The organism is Bacillus cereus group sp. MG20, from assembly GCF_040459885.1.
Lineage (GTDB): Bacteria > Bacillota > Bacilli > Bacillales > Bacillaceae_G > Bacillus_A > Bacillus_A cereus.
In genome coordinates this window covers 1,245,997-1,262,027 of record NZ_JARVHF010000001.1, presented here as the reverse complement: position 1 = coordinate 1,262,027, position 16,031 = coordinate 1,245,997, and the positions used below count along the sequence as shown (strand labels likewise).

Sequence of the window (16,031 nt, the reverse complement as noted above, 5' to 3'; positions counted from 1 at the left end):
GAGGGAAATATGGCAGTTTTAGAAATAATAAAGCATCCAAATGAAGTGTTAGAAACACCATGCGAAAGAGTAATTAACTTTGATAAAAAGTTAGTGAAATTGTTGAAAGATATGCATGAAACAATGTTAATTGCGGACGGAGTCGGTTTAGCTGCGCCTCAAGTAGGTGTAAGCTTGCAAGTAGCGGTTGTTGATGTCGATGATGATACTGGGAAAATCGAGTTAATCAATCCATCAATATTAGAAAAACGTGGTGAACAAGTAGGTCCCGAAGGCTGTTTAAGCTTCCCGGGACTTTATGGTGAAGTAGAACGTGCCGATTATATTAAAGTAAGAGCGCAAAATCGCCGTGGGAAAGTATTTTTATTAGAAGCGGAAGGATTTTTAGCGCGTGCAATTCAACATGAAATCGATCATTTACACGGTGTTTTATTTACATCGAAAGTGACAAGATATTATGAAGAAAACGAACTAGAATAGGTGTTAAAAGGAGCGGTTTTTAAATGATAAAAGTAGTGTTTATGGGAACACCGGACTTTTCAGTGCCGGTGCTTCGTCGTCTTATTGAAGATGGCTATGAGGTAGTAGGTGTTGTGACGCAACCTGATCGTCCAGTAGGTAGAAAAAAAGTATTAACACCTACACCTGTTAAAGTTGAAGCGGAAAAACATGGTATCCCTGTGTTACAGCCGTTAAAAATTCGTGAAAAAGATGAATATGAAAAAGTATTGGCATTAGAGCCAGATTTAATTGTAACAGCTGCATTTGGTCAGATTGTACCAAATGAAATTTTAGAAGCACCGAAGTATGGATGTATTAATGTCCACGCTTCTTTACTTCCTGAACTTCGTGGTGGTGCACCAATTCATTATGCAATTATGGAAGGTAAAGAAAAAACTGGTATTACAATTATGTATATGGTAGAAAAATTGGATGCTGGTGATATCTTAACGCAAGTGGAAGTGGAAATTGAAGAGCGTGAAACGACAGGCTCATTATTTGATAAATTAAGTGAAGCTGGAGCACACCTTCTATCTAAAACAGTACCTTTATTAATTCAAGGTAAGTTAGAACCGATTAAACAAAACGAAGAAGAAGTAACGTTTGCTTACAATATAAAACGTGAACAAGAGAAAATTGATTGGACAAAAACAGGTGAGGAAGTATACAATCACATTCGCGGATTGAATCCATGGCCAGTTGCTTATACAACTTTAGCAGGACAAGTTGTTAAAGTATGGTGGGGAGAAAAAGTGCCTGTAACTGAACCGGCTGAAGCAGGTACGATTGTTGCAATCGAAGAAGATGGTTTTGTTGTAGCAACTAGTAATGAAACAGGTGTTAAAATTACTGAATTGCAACCTTCTGGTAAAAAGCGTATGAGTTGTTCACAATTTTTACGTGGAACAAAACCTGAAATTGGAACGAAGTTAGGAGAAAATGCATGAGACAAAATGTTCGTGAATTAGCTCTTGATGGTTTAATTCAAGTGGAAAAAAGTGGTGCATATAGCAACTTACTTTTAAATAATCTAATTGAAAAAAGTGCAATTGATAGAAAAGATATTGGTTTATTAACTGAAATTGTATATGGAACGATTCAACGTCGTGACACATTAGATTATTATTTACAGCCTTTTTTAAAAAAGAAGGTTGAGGCGTGGGTAAGGGTATTGCTTCGCTTATCTTTATATCAAATGATTTATTTAGACCGAGTGCCAGAAAGAGCGGCTATTCATGAAGCGGTTGAGATTGCAAAGCGTCGCGGGCATAAAGGAATTGCTGGTATGGTGAACGGTGTATTACGTTCGATTCAGAGAGAAGGTGTACCTTCTGTAGATGAAATCAAGGATCCAGTAGAACGTCTTGCAATTGCGACGAGTCATCCAGTTTGGCTTGTACAAGAGTGGACTTCTGCATATGGCTTAGAAACTGCAGAGAAAATGTGCGAAGTAAACATGTTACCACCTGTACCAACAGCACGTGTGAATGTTGATAAGGTAACGGTAGAAGAAGCGATTGAGTTGTTGGCAAGTGAAGGTATAGAAGCAAAACGTGGTGACTTGTCAGATGATGCAATTCAGATTGAAAGAGGAAATGTAGCGCATACAGAAGCGTTTAAAAAAGGATTTCTTTCTATTCAAGATGAAAGTTCTATGCTTGTAGCACGCGCTTTAGAACCGAATACGGGAGATGCAGTTCTTGATAGTTGTGCTGCTCCAGGCGGAAAAACAACGCATATCGCGGAACGATTAAAGGGAACTGGTAAGGTCATGTCCCTTGATTTACATGCACACAAAGTACGTTTAATTAAACAGCAAGCAGAGCGACTTGGTCTAGAAAATGTCGAAACAAAAGCGCTAGATGCTAGAAAAGTGCAAGAGCACTTTGCAAATGAAACGTTTGATAAAATATTGGTAGATGCACCGTGTTCTGGATTTGGTGTAATTAGACGTAAGCCTGATATTAAGTTAGGAAAAGATAAAGGCGATAGTGAGAGATTATCGACGATTCAACTTGCGATACTAGAAAAAATAGCACCATTATTAAAACAAGGCGGTCGTCTTGTTTATAGTACGTGCACAATTGAGAAAATAGAAAATGAACAAGTAATAGATAAATTTTTAAAAGAACATCCTGAATTTGAATGGGATACTACGATAAAAGAACGTATGCCAGAAAAATTAAGTCCGTATATTAATGAAGGTCAAGTACAAATTTTACCGCATTATTTTGCAACGGATGGCTTTTATATTGCTTGTTTAAGGAAGAAGGTGTAGCATCATGGAAACAACTGTAAGAAAACAAAAGAAAAATGTAGAAACGAAGAAACCATCAATTTACTCTTTACAACTTCATGAAATGCAAGATTGGTTAAAGGAACAAGGAGAACCGAAGTTCCGCGCTGGACAAATTTTTGACTGGCTATATAAAAAACGTGTAAAAAATTATGAGGATATGTCAAACCTTTCTAAAGGATTGCGTGATAAATTGTCGAATTCCTTTGATATTACTACTTTAAACACGTTAGTAAAACAAACGTCTTCAGATGGAACGATTAAATTCTTATTCCAATTATATGACGGATATTCTATTGAAACGGTATTAATGCGACATGAATATGGAAATTCCATTTGTGTAACAACGCAAGTTGGTTGTCGTATTGGATGTACGTTCTGTGCTTCGACACTTGGTGGACTAAAACGAAACCTAGAAGCTGGAGAAATCGTAGCGCAAGTAGTAGAAGTTCAGCGTGCGCTTGATGAAACAGAAGAACGTGTAAGTTCTCTTGTTGTTATGGGAATTGGAGAACCATTTGATAACTACGATAATTTAATGGGATTCTTACGCATCACTAACCATGAAAAAGGACTTCATATTGGTGCTAGACATATGACTGTTTCGACGAGTGGAATTATCCCGAAAATTTATAAGTTTGCTGAAGAAGAACTACAAATTAATTTTGCGATTTCATTGCATGCTCCAAACTCAGAATTACGTTCAAAATTAATGCCGATTAACCGTGCTTATAAATTACCGGATTTAATGGAAGCTATTAAATACTATGTAAATAGAACAGGGCGCCGTATTACTTTTGAATATGGATTATTTGGAGGAGAAAATGACCAAGTTGAGCACGCTGAAGAGCTTGCTGCGCTCTTAAAAGGTGTAAAATGTCATGTAAACTTAATCCCGGTAAACTACGTACCTGAACGTGATTATGTACGTACACCACGTGAGCAAATTTTCTTGTTCGAGAAAACGTTAAAAGATCGTGGAGTGAATGTAACGATTCGCCGTGAACAAGGTCATGATATTGACGCAGCCTGCGGTCAGTTGCGTGCGAAGGAGCGCAAAGAAGAGACGAGGTGACGAGATGAAAGCCGTATTTCTATCGGATAAAGGAAAAGTTCGTCAACATAATGAAGATAGTGCAGGAGTTTTTCACAATTTAGATGGAAATGTTTTAGCGGTAGTAGCAGATGGAATGGGAGGTCATCGAGCTGGTGATGTAGCTAGCTCGATGGCCATTCAATTATTCCATGATTATTGGAAGCAAACGCATAATATGAATGAACCGAAAAAAGTAGAACAATGGTTACATACTAGTGTTGGGATTATTAATGAGCGCATATATGAATACGCTCAGCAAAATGTAGAATGTAATGGTATGGGAACAACGCTTATAATAGCTGTTTGTACACCAAGTTTTGTGACGATAGGGCATATAGGAGATAGTCGTTGCTATATGGTATCAGAAGGAGAAATGACGCTTGTAACGGAAGATCATTCGCTTGTAAATGAGCTTGTGAGACATGGTGAAATTTCAAAGGAAGATGCAGAGTATCATCCGAAAAAGAATGTGTTATTAAGAGCGTTAGGAACAGAAGAAAAAGTTGGATTAGATGTTAAAACGTTGGTGCTTGAGGAAGATGATCAATTACTTCTTTGCTCTGATGGGTTATCAAACAAAGTTTCTATTGATGATATGCAACAAATTTTACAGTTAAATGAACAGCTTGAAGGTAAAGGGCAGCGTCTCATTCAATTGGCGAATGATCGCGGTGGAGAAGATAATATCACACTTGTTCTTATTGATTATGCGGGTTCGACAAACGAAAGTAGGTGAAGTGCAACGTGCTGATTGGAAAACGCTTAAATGACCGTTATAAGCTGCTGAAAATGATTGGTGGTGGCGGAATGGCCAATGTATATTTAGCTCATGATGATATACTTGGCCGAGATGTAGCGGTAAAAATATTAAGACTCGACTACTCAAATAACGAAGAGTTTATTAAACGTTTCCATCGAGAAGCGCAGTCTGTTACAACGTTGTCGCATCCAAATATTGTGAATATGTATGATGTCGGAGAAGAAGATGGTATATATTATCTTGTCATGGAATATGTACCCGGGCAAACATTGAAGCAATACATAATTGAGCGAGGTATGTTACCTATAGGAGAAGCTCTTGATATTATGGAGCAGTTAACATCCGCCATGGCACACGCCCATCATTTTGAAATTGTGCATCGTGATATAAAGCCGCACAATATTTTAATTCGAGCTGATGGAATAATAAAAGTAACAGATTTTGGAATTGCGACAGCTACAAGTGCAACAACAATTACACATACAAATTCAGTACTGGGTTCAGTCCATTATTTATCACCAGAACAGGCACGTGGTGGGATAGCAAATAAACAATCGGATATTTATTCTCTTGGAATAGTTATGTTTGAATTGTTAACAGGAAGACAACCGTTTTCTGGCGAATCTGCTGTTGCTATAGCTTTAAAACATTTACAAAGTGAAATCCCATCACCAAAAAGATGGAATGAAAATATTCCGCAAAGTGTTGAAAATATTATATTAAAGGCAACTGCAAAAGATCCTTTCCATCGATATCAATCTGCCAATGCTATGAAGCGAGATATTGAAACTGCGCTATATCCAGAGAGGATAAATGAGCAACCATTTTACATACCAGAAGATATGGAAGCGACGAAAGCGATTCCGATTATTCAACAAGAACAATTATTTGAAAATGTAAGTGATGAAACGATTGTTTTAAAAGGGAGTAAAGTGGAAGAACCGATAAGAGCAGAAGCAGCTGAGTTAGATAAGAAGAAAAAACGGAGTAACAAGTGGCTTAAAGTTTTAATTTCAACATTTTTATTTTTAGCAATAGGAATAACATTAGCGCTTACGGTTATTCCAGGATTATTTATTCCGAAAGATGTCAAAGTTCCTGATGTGGCTGGTATGAAATACACGACAGCTGTAAATACGTTAGTAGAAAAGGGCTTTGAGGTGACGGAGCCTAATATTGTATATACAGATGATATTGAAGTTGGGGATGTAATAAAAACGGAACCTGTAGCAGGAAGAGTCGTAAAAGAAAACGCTAAAATTACTATCTATCAATCAGGTGGAAAAAAGAAAAGTAAGATGGCGAATTTCACAGGGCAAAACTTTGAGAGTGTAAAAGCTGAGTTAGAAGAAAAATATAAACAAGTTACAGTAAATTATATTGAAAATGATAAGCCGAAAGGTGAAATTGTAGAGCAAATTCCGACGCCTGATCAAATGGTTATAGAAGCGGAGCAAGAACTGAAAATCTGGGTAAGTAAAGGTCCTTATCAAATTAGACCAGGTGACTTTTCGGGGTGGACTGAAAATAGTGTAACTGGTTATTTGAATGAGAGAAAACTAACGTCAGATATAAAACGAGAGTATTCAGATTCAGTCGAAAAAGGACTTGTAATTTCGCAATTTCCAAAACCAGGTACACCATTAAAAGAGGGAGATAAAGTAACTATTATTATCTCTGATGGTCAAAAGCCTAAAGTGACTAAAACGGTAAAAGTGGACAATATCTCTATCCCATATGAGCCTGCTGTAACAGGTGAAAAAAAGCCGCAAACAATAGAAATTTATAAAGAAGACATGCAGCAAAAAATGGATAGACCGGTTGAAACGAGAACAATTACTGAATCAGCGACTATTTCTTTAGAATTTGTAATTCAAGAAGGTTCAAAGGGACACTATAAAATTGTACGAGATGGAGTAACGATTATTGATAAAGAAGTACCATATCCAACTCAATAATAGTGAAAGTCTACTTATTATTATTATTATTATTATTATTATTATTATTATTATTATTGCCTGTTATGCTGTCTACAAAGTGGACGGTATAGCAGGCAAAAATATATGATTCAAAAAGCTAGTAAAGTGATGCAGCTGTAAATATTTTTTTGCATTTAATGGGAAATTTAATGTATATTAGCGAAAGTATATATGGTAGGCTTTGAAATCGTTATTTGGAAAATTTAAATCCATTCATTTTTAAATTCAGCATCACCTTATACAAAAAAAGGAGAATTCTATGCCAGAAGGAAAAATTATAAAAGCTTTAAGTGGGTTTTATTACGTGCAGCATGAAGAAGGGGTTACGCAATGTCGTGGGCGAGGTGTATTTAGAAAAAATAAAATTACACCACTTGTAGGAGACCAAGTTGTTTTTCAGGCAGATAATCCAACTGAAGGTTATGTGCTTGAAGTGTTTGATCGAAAAAATGAACTTGTTAGACCTCCTATTGCTAATGTCGATCAAGCGATCCTTGTGTTCTCTGCAGTAGAACCAGATTTTAATCCTGGACTGTTAGATCGATTTTTAGTGCTGATTGAATATCATAACATTAAGCCAATTATTTGTATTAGCAAGATGGATTTAGTAGATGAAAAGATGAAAGCAACTGTTGAAGCTTATGCGAATGATTATCGTGAGATGGGTTATGATGTTTTATTTACTTCTATTAATACGTCAGAAAGTATTGATATATTAAAACCATACTTAGAAAATTGTGTTTCTGTCGTTGCGGGTCAATCTGGTGTTGGGAAATCTTCAATGCTTAATGTGCTACGTCCAGAATTAGAGCTGAAAACAAATGATATTTCCTCCCATTTAGGACGCGGGAAGCATACGACAAGACACGTAGAATTAATTGCAATTGGGAGTGGACTAGTAGCAGATACACCGGGTTTTAGTTCACTAGATTTCATTGATATAGAAGTAGAAGATCTTACATATTGTTTTCCAGAGTTGAAAGAAGCGAGCCAATACTGTAAATTTAGAGGGTGTACACATCTTTCTGAACCGAAATGTGCTGTGAAAGCTGCGGTTGAAGAAGGGAAGATTACAGAATATCGCTATAAGAACTATAAACAATTCGTAGAAGAAATTAGAGAGAGAAAGCCGAGGTATTAGTTATGATTAAAATTGCACCATCGATTTTATCAGCAGATTTTTCAAAATTAGGGGAAGAGATTAAAGATGTAGAAAAGGGCGGAGCGGATTACATTCACGTTGACGTAATGGATGGACACTTCGTACCAAATATTACGATTGGACCATTAATTGTAGAAGCAATCCGTCCAATTACATCATTACCATTAGATGTACATTTAATGATTGAAAATCCTGATAACTATATCCCGACTTTCGCACAAGCGGGAGCGGATATTATTACTGTTCACGTAGAGGCGTGTCCACATCTGCATCGTACAATTCAGTTAATTAAATCTCACGGTATTAAAGCGGGCGTTGTATTAAATCCACATACGCCAGTTTCAGTGATTGAGCATGTATTAGAAGATATAGATATGGTATTACTTATGACAGTAAACCCTGGATTTGGTGGACAGAAGTTTATCCATTCTGTATTACCGAAAATTAAACAAGTTGCAGACATGGTGAAAGAGCGCAATCTAGAAGTAGAAATTGAAGTTGATGGTGGTGTAAACGCTGAAACAGCAAGACTTTGTGTGGAAGCAGGAGCAAATGTACTTGTAGCTGGATCAGCAGTATACAATCAAAAAGACCGCGGTGAAGCAATTCGCGTAATTCGTGGGTAGTGATGAACTTTTATCCTAGTAAGGTATTCATAGGATAGGGTAAAAATATGTAAAAAGGCAATCTACCGAATGGCAGATTGCCTTTTTACAATGGAAGGGGAAGAAAAAATGATTATTCATATTTTGGCAGGAGGACCTTCGGAATATTGCGCAGATTTTGCTCGATATAAGAATGAGGAAGTAGTGTGGGCTGCGGTTGATAGGGGGGTATACCGTCTATTAAAGAAAGGGATTACCCCGGCTGTTGCGTTTGGAGATTACGATTCAGTTACTGAAGAAGAATTAGTATGGATGGGACAGCAAACGAACGAATTACATATTGTTCCGCGGGAAAAAGATCAAACGGATTTAGAAATTGCAATCAACTGGGCATTAGGACAGAAGCCGGCACTAATTCGTATTTTTGGTGCTACCGGTGGAAGACTTGATCACGGTTTGGCAAATATACAAATGCTTTTAAAAGGGTTAGAAGTAGAGATAGAAATGTGTATTGTGGACAATAAAAATGAAATAACAGTTAAAAAAGTGGGTACACATATAATTGAAGAAAATAAAAATTTTCCTTATGTATCTTTTGTACCAGTTACTGAAATAGTGGAAGGGATTACATTGTTTGGTTTTAAGTACCCTCTTACTAATAAAACAATAGAGTGGGGATCAACACTTTGTATTAGTAACGAACTCGTTGAGGAAAAAGGTACTTTTTCATTTACTTCTGGCATATTAATGTTGATAAGAAGCACTGATTGAAGAAACAATTTTGCTCCTTACATCATATAGTGACCAGGTGGAGTAATGGGGATTAGGAGGGAAACCATGAGATTTTATACAATTAAGTTACCTAAATTTCTTGGTGGAATTGTTCGTGCAATGTTAAATACCTTCAAAAAAGATTAAAAAAAGCACCTATCACCGGTGCTTTTTCCATTGTTATAGTAAAAAAAGAGCCTATCGGCTCTTTTTTTTATTATTAAACACGTTCGATTTTGCCAGATTTTAATGCTCTAGCAGAAACGTAAACACGTTGAACTTTTCCGTCGATGCGTACGCGAACTTTTTGAAGGTTAGCGCCCCACTTACGTTTTGTAGCGTTCATTGCGTGAGAACGAGAGTTACCAGAACGAGCTTTTCTTCCAGTAATAGCACAAACACGAGCCATTTATATTTCCCTCCCTTGATACCTTACCATACGTAATTTTTCAATGTTAGTCTTTTATGCGATGCTAAAAACACTACTATAATTTAACACAACTAAAAAGAGAATGCAACACCGTAGAAAAAAGAAATCAAGAAAATTTACTTGACACTATATGTCAATGAAGAAAAGTTAAAATCCATAAAAATTGCTTGACATATTATAGTGGTACATGTTGTATAATAACAATGGACTATTTTGCTCATCATAAAAAAGTGTAATTTAAAACATAAAATATGAGAGTGAAAAGAAAGAACGATGGAATTTTCTTTAAAAAGATTATATGATAGTAACTAAAGTAGTCTAGCTCACTTTCACCATTTATGAAGGGGGAAACGAGATGTCAATTGAAATTAAAACGAAGTACGGTCAAATTGATATTAGTACAGATGTAATTGCAACAATTGCTGGAGGTGCCGCGGTAGATTGCTACGGTATCGTAGGTATGGCATCAAAAAATCAGTTAAAAGATGGATTAACAGACATTTTACGAAAAGAAAACTTCACTAGAGGTGTTATTGTTCGTAAAGATGAAGATGAAGTACATATTGATATGTATATTATTGTGAGCTATGGTACGAAAATTTCAGAAGTGGCACATAATGTGCAGACGAAAGTGAAATATACATTAGATCAAACTGTAGGACTAGCAGTAGATTCTGTAAACATCTACGTACAAGGAGTTAAAGTAATAAACTTGTAATGTGCATTAAGGAGGAAAATCTGTGTCAATTCAAAAAATTGATGGAAAACGTTTATCACAAATGATCATGCAAGGAGCGAATAATTTAACAAATAATGTTCAGCTTGTTGATGCATTAAACGTATTTCCAGTTCCAGATGGCGATACCGGTACAAACATGAACTTATCTATGACTTCAGGTGCGCGTGAAGTGAAAGCAAATCCTTCACAGCATGCTGGTAAAGTCGGCGTAAGTTTAGCCAAAGGATTATTAATGGGAGCTCGTGGTAACTCTGGAGTTATTCTATCTCAGTTGTTCCGTGGTTTCTCTAAATCCATTGAACAAAAAGAAGAATTAACAACAGTTGATTTTGCTGCAGCACTAGAAGCTGGAGTAGAGGCGGCTTATAAAGCGGTTATGAAACCGATTGAAGGAACGATTTTAACGGTTGCAAGAGAAACGGGTAAATATGCAGTAACAGTTGCGAAAAAACAGCGCGACTTTGTTTTGTTTATGGAAGACGTTGTGAAAGAAGCAAACGCATCGTTAAATCGTACGCCAGATTTATTACCTGTATTAAAACAAGTTGGCGTTGTAGATAGCGGTGGTAAAGGTCTTGTAGTGGTATACGAAGGGTTTTTAGCTGACTTAAAAGGAGAAACGATTTCTTCTGATGCACCGACGCAAACATCTATGAATGAGATGGTACGCGCAGAACATCACCGTAGTGTACAAAGCCAATTGAGTACAGAAGATATTAAGTATGGATATTGTACGGAGTTCATGGTGAAATTAGAGGCTGAAAAGGTGAAAGAGCATAATTTCTCTGAACAAAAATTCCGTGAAGATATTAGTGTATATGGTGATTCTCTACTAGTTGTGTCTGATGATGAAATTGTAAAAGTTCATATCCACGCAGAACATCCTGGAGACGCTATGAACTACGGGCAAAAATACGGTAGTTTAATTAAGATTAAAGTAGAAAATATGCGTGAACAGCATACTGCTTTATTAGATGAACCTGCTATGGTTCCTGAACAACCAGCTCAATCGAAAGAAAAACAACCATATGGTATCGTAACTGTGGCAATGGGGTCTGGTATTAAAACTTTATTTGAGAGCATCGGCGCAACGAAAGTTATCGAAGGTGGTCAAACGATGAATCCAAGTACGGAGGATATCGTGAAGGCAATTGAAGAAGCGAATGCTGAAAAAATCATTATTTTACCGAATAACGGAAATATTGTAATGGCAGCAGAACAAGCGGCATCAGTTGTAGATCAAGAAGTTATTGTTGTTCGTTCGAAAACAGTTCCTCAAGGTATGGCAGCAATGTTAGCATTTAACCCAGTTGGAACGTTAGAAGAGAATGAAGAAAACATGCAAGAAGCTTTATCTCATGTGAAAACAGGTCAAATTACGTATGCTGTACGTGATACGGAAATTGATGGTGTAGCAATTCAAAAAGATGACTTCATGTGTATTGCAGATGGAAAAATTGTATCTACAAATGCTGAAAAAGTAGGAGCTGCGAAGCAATTACTAGAAGCGCTTATTGATGAAGATTCTGAAATCGTAACGATTCTACAAGGTGAAGATGCAACTGACGAAGAAGTAGCGGAGTTAGTTGAATTTGTAGAAGAGAAATTTGAAGATGCAGAAGTAGAAGTGCATGCTGGAAACCAACCAGTGTATTCTTTCATCTTCTCTGTAGAATAAGATAAGATTCGTTTTGAAAATAAATGGATTACTTACTTGCTAATGGATAAGAAGTAGTAATATGAAGTTTATTACTAGTTTTTATTCAAAAGGCTAGCATATTGAAGAGAGAAAAGAGCCTTGCTGCTAATAGTGAGGCTCTTTTTTACTTGTTTTATATAAGGGATTTGAGTAGTTTCTCTTAGAATGCCTATGATAGAATATATAAGGTGAAAGAGAGCGATTACAGATGCTAATTGGTACTCAAATAAAATGCAATAAAGAAAATAATGTGACGGGGTGTGAGAATCTTGAATGATGTTGTACAAGTTCCTGTTACGGATGTAAAGGGGATCGGAGAAGAAACATCTGAGTTACTACATGAAATGGGGATTTATACAGTTTCTCATCTATTAGAACATTTTCCGTACCGTTATGAAGATTATGCGATGAAAGATCTTGCTGAAGTAAAGCATGATGAACGTGTAACGGTTGAAGGGAAGGTTCATAGTGCTCCTTTGCTGCAATATTATGGTAAGAAGAAATCGCGTCTAACAGTTCGTGTTCTCGTCGGTCGTTATTTAATTACGGCGGTATGTTTTAATAGGCCTTACTATAAGCAAAAATTAACGTTAGATGAAACGGTAACGATTACTGGTAAATGGGATCAACATCGTCAAACAATTGCTGTATCAGAACTTCATTTTGGGCCAGTTGTACGTCAACAAGAAGTGGAGCCTGTTTACTCAGTAAAGGGGAAACTTACAGTAAAACAGATGCGTCGTTTTATTGCTCAAGCGTTAAAGGAATATGGAGATTCTATAGTCGAAGTGTTACCGGATGGTTTGTTAGGCCGGTATAAATTATTACCAAGATATGAAGCACTTAAGGCTTTGCATTTTCCGGTAGGACAGGAGGATTTAAAGCAAGCGCGTCGCCGTTTTGTATATGAGGAATTTTTCTTATTTCAGCTGAAAATGCAAACACTGAGGAAAATGGAGAGGGAAAATTCAAAAGGGACGAAGAAAGAGATTCCGTCAGTAGAATTACAAGAATTTATCGATGCATTGCCGTTCCCGTTAACTGGTGCGCAGCGCCGAGTTGTAGATGAAATTTTAAAAGATATGACATCTCCTTATCGGATGAACCGACTATTACAAGGTGACGTTGGTTCTGGGAAAACAGTTGTTGCTGCGATTGGCCTTTATGCATCGAAATTAGCTCATTATCAAGGTGCTTTAATGGTTCCTACAGAAATTTTAGCTGAGCAACATTATCAGTCGCTTGCTGAAACGTTTTCGCATTTTGGTATGAAGGTGGAACTGCTAACAAGTTCTGTTAAAGGTGCAAGACGCCGAGAAATTTTAGCGAAGTTAGAACAAGGAGAAATAGATATTCTTGTTGGAACGCACGCTTTAATTCAAGATGAAGTTATATTTCATAGGTTGGGTCTCGTTATTACAGATGAACAGCATCGATTTGGTGTAGCGCAGCGCCGAGTTTTACGGGAGAAAGGTGAAAGTCCAGATGTATTATTTATGACAGCGACACCAATTCCGCGTACGCTTGCAATTACTGCATTTGGAGAGATGGATGTTTCGATAATCGATGAGATGCCAGCAGGTAGAAAGGTGATTGAAACATACTGGGCAAAACATGATATGTTAGATCGCGTCCTCGGTTTTGTTGAGAAGGAAATAAAAAAAGGAAGACAGGCATACGTTATTTGTCCTCTAATTGAAGAATCTGAGAAACTTGATGTGCAAAATGCTATCGACTTACATAGTATGCTGACGCATCATTACCAAGGGAAATGCCAAGTTGGATTGATGCATGGGAGATTATCGTCTCAGGAAAAAGAAGAGATAATGGGCCAGTTTAGTGAAAATAAAGTGCAAATTCTTGTATCGACAACAGTTGTTGAGGTGGGTGTGAACGTACCGAATGCGACTGTGATGGTTATTTATGATGCAGAACGTTTCGGTTTATCGCAGCTTCATCAGCTTAGAGGGCGTGTCGGGCGTGGTAGTGAACAATCATATTGTTTATTAATAGCAGACCCTAAATCAGAAACAGGAAAAGAAAGAATGCGCATAATGACTGAAACAAATGATGGATTTGTATTGTCAGAAAAAGATTTAGAATTACGAGGTCCTGGAGATTTCTTTGGGAGTAAGCAAAGTGGCTTACCAGAATTTAAGGTTGCTGACATGGTACACGATTATCGAGCGTTAGAAACAGCAAGGCAAGATGCGGCGATACTAGTAGATTCAGAAGCATTTTGGCACAATGATCAGTACGCTGCCTTGCGTACGTATCTTGATGGGACAGGTGTGTTCCAAGGAGAGAAGCTCGATTAAAGGGAGTCAACAAAAATTTTTGTTGCATTCTACTTTTAATGATTATATACTACTGTTAGTACCTAGTCATAAAAATGGATGGTGCGGTATGAAGAAAAGAAGAAGTAAAAAAGAAAGACAAGAATTATTACAACAAACAATCGAATCAAATCCTTTTATTACGGATGAAGATTTAGCGGAAAAATTTCAAGTGAGTATACAAACAGTACGACTGGATCGTATGGAATTGTCTATTCCTGAATTAAGAGAGAGAATTAAACATGTAGCTACAAAGCAACATGAAGAAGATGTGAAATCTTTACCGTTAGAAGAGGTTGTCGGAGAAATTATTGATATTGAATTAGATAGACATGCAATCTCTATCTTTGAAGTAAAGGTAGAACATGTATTTAAAAGAAATCAAATTGCCCGTGGGCATCATCTGTTTGCGCAAGCAAACTCACTAGCTGTTGCGGTTATTGATGAAGAATTAGCTTTAACTGCAAAGTCTACCATTCGATACATTCGCCCTGTAAAATTAGGAGAGCGTGTTGTTGCAAAAGCGCGCGTTGAAGATGTAGAGAATGATAAGGGACGGACGGTTGTCAAAGTGCGTAGCTTCGTTGGAGAAGAACTTGTTTTTACAGGCACTTTTGAAATGTATCGATCTAGTAATTATAGTGAGGAAGGTAACAACTTATGAAAATCGCAATAGATGCAATGGGCGGAGATCACGCTCCAAAGGCTGTAGTATTAGGGGCAATGAAAGCTATTAAGGAATATTCTGATTTACATATTACGTTAGTAGGGAAAGAAGAGGAAATTCGTCAATACTTAACGAGTGATGAACGAATTACTATTCTTCATACAGACGAAAAAATAGAATCAACGGAGGAACCAGTAAGAGCGGTTCGTCGAAAAAAACAAGCTTCAATGGTGCTTGCGGCACAACAAGTAAAGGATGGAGAAGCAGACGCTTGTATATCCGCAGGTAGTACAGGAGCTTTAATGGCAGCTGGATTATTTGTAGTCGGTCGTATGGAAGGAATTGAGCGACCAGCTTTATCGCCTACAATGCCAACTGTAGATGGAAAAGGTTTTGTTATGTTAGATGTTGGAGCAAATGTTGATGCAAAACCAATTCATTTATATCAATATGCAGTAATGGGATCTGTTTATGCTGAGAAGGTAAGAGGAATTGAAAATCCTCGCGTTGGACTATTAAACGTTGGAACAGAGGATGGAAAAGGAAACGAGCTTTCAAAGCAAGTATTTGCAATGCTTAAAGATGCGCCAATTAATTTCGTTGGGAACGTTGAATCAAGAGATTTATTGCAAGGTGTAGCAGATGTTGTTGTATGTGATGGTTTTACAGGGAATGTAGCGTTGAAATCATTAGAGGGAACAGCACTTGCGCTATTCTCTATGTTGAAAGAACAATTAATGAGTTCATTTACGAGCAAATTAGCAGCGGCGGTATTAAAGCCAAAACTTATGGTATTAAAAGATAAAATGGATTATTCGGAGTATGGAGGAGCTGCATTATTTGGATTGAAAGCACCTGTCATTAAGGCTCACGGTTCTTCTAATGACCAGTCGATATTTAGTGCGATTCGTCAAACGAGAGAAATGGTAGCGAAAGAAGTAATTCCTACGATTTCAAGCGTAATGGAGAAAGAGTCACTCCAATAAGAGG

General features: G+C 37.1%; 16 protein-coding genes. 15 read left to right on the top strand and 1 reads right to left on the bottom strand.

Annotation, left to right across the window (positions count from 1 at the left end):
• The first annotated feature begins 9 nt into the window (after positions 1–9).
• The 10 genes from def to spoVM all read left to right on the top strand — a co-directional run bounded on the left by def (position 10) and on the right by spoVM (position 9,317).
• Complete coding sequence (gene def, locus QCI81_RS06280) at positions 10–480, top strand: peptide deformylase (RefSeq protein WP_000279455.1); 471 nt, start codon at positions 10–12, stop codon at positions 478–480.
• 23 nt (positions 481–503) lie between these two features.
• Positions 504–1,448, top strand: a complete 945-nt coding sequence (fmt, locus tag QCI81_RS06275; RefSeq protein WP_000598805.1) for a methionyl-tRNA formyltransferase — start codon at positions 504–506, stop codon at positions 1,446–1,448.
• Positions 1,445–2,779 carry a 16S rRNA (cytosine(967)-C(5))-methyltransferase RsmB gene (rsmB, locus tag QCI81_RS06270; protein ID WP_001249664.1) on the top strand — a complete coding sequence of 445 codons (1,335 nt, stop codon included), beginning with the start codon at positions 1,445–1,447 and terminating at the stop codon, positions 2,777–2,779. The genes fmt and rsmB overlap by 4 nt, the downstream gene beginning before the upstream one ends.
• Positions 2,780–2,783: 4 nt before the next feature.
• Entirely contained in the window at positions 2,784–3,872 is a 1,089-nt protein-coding gene (gene rlmN, locus QCI81_RS06265; protein ID WP_000450550.1) for a dual-specificity RNA methyltransferase RlmN, read from the top strand.
• Positions 3,873–3,876: 4 nt separating this feature from the next.
• On the top strand, positions 3,877–4,629 hold the full coding sequence (locus QCI81_RS06260; protein ID WP_000648708.1) for a Stp1/IreP family PP2C-type Ser/Thr phosphatase: 753 nt from the start codon (positions 3,877–3,879) through the stop codon (positions 4,627–4,629).
• Positions 4,630–4,637: 8 nt separating this feature from the next.
• A complete protein-coding gene (gene pknB, locus QCI81_RS06255) occupies positions 4,638–6,611 on the top strand; it encodes a Stk1 family PASTA domain-containing Ser/Thr kinase (protein ID WP_000904746.1) in 1,974 nt (657 codons plus the stop codon).
• Between the two features lie 280 nt (positions 6,612–6,891).
• Positions 6,892–7,773 (top strand): ribosome small subunit-dependent GTPase A, encoded by an 882-nt coding sequence (gene rsgA / locus QCI81_RS06250; protein ID WP_001113932.1) that lies wholly within the window; start codon positions 6,892–6,894, stop codon positions 7,771–7,773.
• 2 nt (positions 7,774–7,775) lie between these two features.
• The gene (gene rpe, locus QCI81_RS06245) at positions 7,776–8,420 is read left to right on the top strand and encodes a ribulose-phosphate 3-epimerase (protein ID WP_000589974.1); all 645 of its coding nucleotides are present in this window, start codon (positions 7,776–7,778) and stop codon (positions 8,418–8,420) included.
• 69 nt (positions 8,421–8,489) lie between these two features.
• Positions 8,490–9,170 carry a thiamine diphosphokinase gene (locus QCI81_RS06240; protein WP_071729798.1) on the top strand — a complete coding sequence of 227 codons (681 nt, stop codon included), beginning with the start codon at positions 8,490–8,492 and terminating at the stop codon, positions 9,168–9,170.
• A 66-nt stretch (positions 9,171–9,236) separates the two neighbouring features.
• Positions 9,237–9,317, top strand: coding sequence for a stage V sporulation protein SpoVM (spoVM, locus tag QCI81_RS06235; RefSeq protein WP_001213599.1), 81 nt, complete (start codon positions 9,237–9,239; stop codon positions 9,315–9,317).
• Between the two features lie 73 nt (positions 9,318–9,390).
• On the opposite strand, the gene rpmB is transcribed toward spoVM, so the two are convergent.
• Entirely contained in the window at positions 9,391–9,579 is a 189-nt protein-coding gene (gene rpmB / locus QCI81_RS06230; protein WP_000124776.1) for a 50S ribosomal protein L28, read from the bottom strand.
• Positions 9,580–9,955: 376 nt separating this feature from the next.
• Between rpmB and QCI81_RS06225 the strand changes: the two genes are divergently transcribed.
• The 5 genes from QCI81_RS06225 (at position 9,956) to plsX (ending at position 16,027) form a co-directional block, all read left to right on the top strand.
• A complete protein-coding gene (locus tag QCI81_RS06225; RefSeq protein WP_000021109.1) occupies positions 9,956–10,318 on the top strand; it encodes an Asp23/Gls24 family envelope stress response protein in 363 nt (120 codons plus the stop codon).
• A 22-nt stretch (positions 10,319–10,340) separates the two neighbouring features.
• A complete protein-coding gene (locus tag QCI81_RS06220; RefSeq protein WP_000027131.1) occupies positions 10,341–12,017 on the top strand; it encodes a DAK2 domain-containing protein in 1,677 nt (558 codons plus the stop codon).
• Between the two features lie 290 nt (positions 12,018–12,307).
• Positions 12,308–14,356, top strand: a complete 2,049-nt coding sequence (gene recG, locus QCI81_RS06215; RefSeq protein ID WP_071729800.1) for an ATP-dependent DNA helicase RecG — start codon at positions 12,308–12,310, stop codon at positions 14,354–14,356.
• 88 nt (positions 14,357–14,444) lie between these two features.
• Positions 14,445–15,038: a transcription factor FapR gene (gene fapR / locus QCI81_RS06210; protein ID WP_000747349.1), complete on the top strand. Its 594-nt coding sequence runs from the start codon at positions 14,445–14,447 to the stop codon at positions 15,036–15,038.
• Complete coding sequence (plsX, locus tag QCI81_RS06205; RefSeq protein WP_000684100.1) at positions 15,035–16,027, top strand: phosphate acyltransferase PlsX; 993 nt, start codon at positions 15,035–15,037, stop codon at positions 16,025–16,027. The genes fapR and plsX overlap by 4 nt, the downstream gene beginning before the upstream one ends.
• Positions 16,028–16,031: the final 4 nt, after the last annotated feature.

Excerpts from the sequence above, each read along its gene's own strand:
- def (WP_000279455.1), top strand. The coding sequence starts at position 10 with ATGGCAGTTTTAGAAATAATAAAGCATCCAAATGAAGTGTTAGAAACA.
- fmt (WP_000598805.1), top strand. The coding sequence starts at position 504 with ATGATAAAAGTAGTGTTTATGGGAACACCGGACTTTTCAGTGCCGGTG.
- rsmB (WP_001249664.1), top strand. The coding sequence starts at position 1,445 with ATGAGACAAAATGTTCGTGAATTAGCTCTTGATGGTTTAATTCAAGTG.
- rlmN (WP_000450550.1), top strand. The coding sequence starts at position 2,784 with ATGGAAACAACTGTAAGAAAACAAAAGAAAAATGTAGAAACGAAGAAA.
- QCI81_RS06260 (WP_000648708.1), top strand. The coding sequence starts at position 3,877 with ATGAAAGCCGTATTTCTATCGGATAAAGGAAAAGTTCGTCAACATAAT.
- rsgA (WP_001113932.1), top strand. The coding sequence starts at position 6,892 with ATGCCAGAAGGAAAAATTATAAAAGCTTTAAGTGGGTTTTATTACGTG.
- rpe (WP_000589974.1), top strand. The coding sequence starts at position 7,776 with ATGATTAAAATTGCACCATCGATTTTATCAGCAGATTTTTCAAAATTA.
- QCI81_RS06240 (WP_071729798.1), top strand. The coding sequence starts at position 8,490 with ATGGCAGATTGCCTTTTTACAATGGAAGGGGAAGAAAAAATGATTATT.
- spoVM (WP_001213599.1), top strand. The coding sequence starts at position 9,237 with ATGAGATTTTATACAATTAAGTTACCTAAATTTCTTGGTGGAATTGTT.
- rpmB (WP_000124776.1), bottom strand. The coding sequence starts at position 9,579 with ATGGCTCGTGTTTGTGCTATTACTGGAAGAAAAGCTCGTTCTGGTAAC.
- QCI81_RS06225 (WP_000021109.1), top strand. The coding sequence starts at position 9,956 with ATGTCAATTGAAATTAAAACGAAGTACGGTCAAATTGATATTAGTACA.
- fapR (WP_000747349.1), top strand. The coding sequence starts at position 14,445 with ATGAAGAAAAGAAGAAGTAAAAAAGAAAGACAAGAATTATTACAACAA.
- plsX (WP_000684100.1), top strand. The coding sequence starts at position 15,035 with ATGAAAATCGCAATAGATGCAATGGGCGGAGATCACGCTCCAAAGGCT.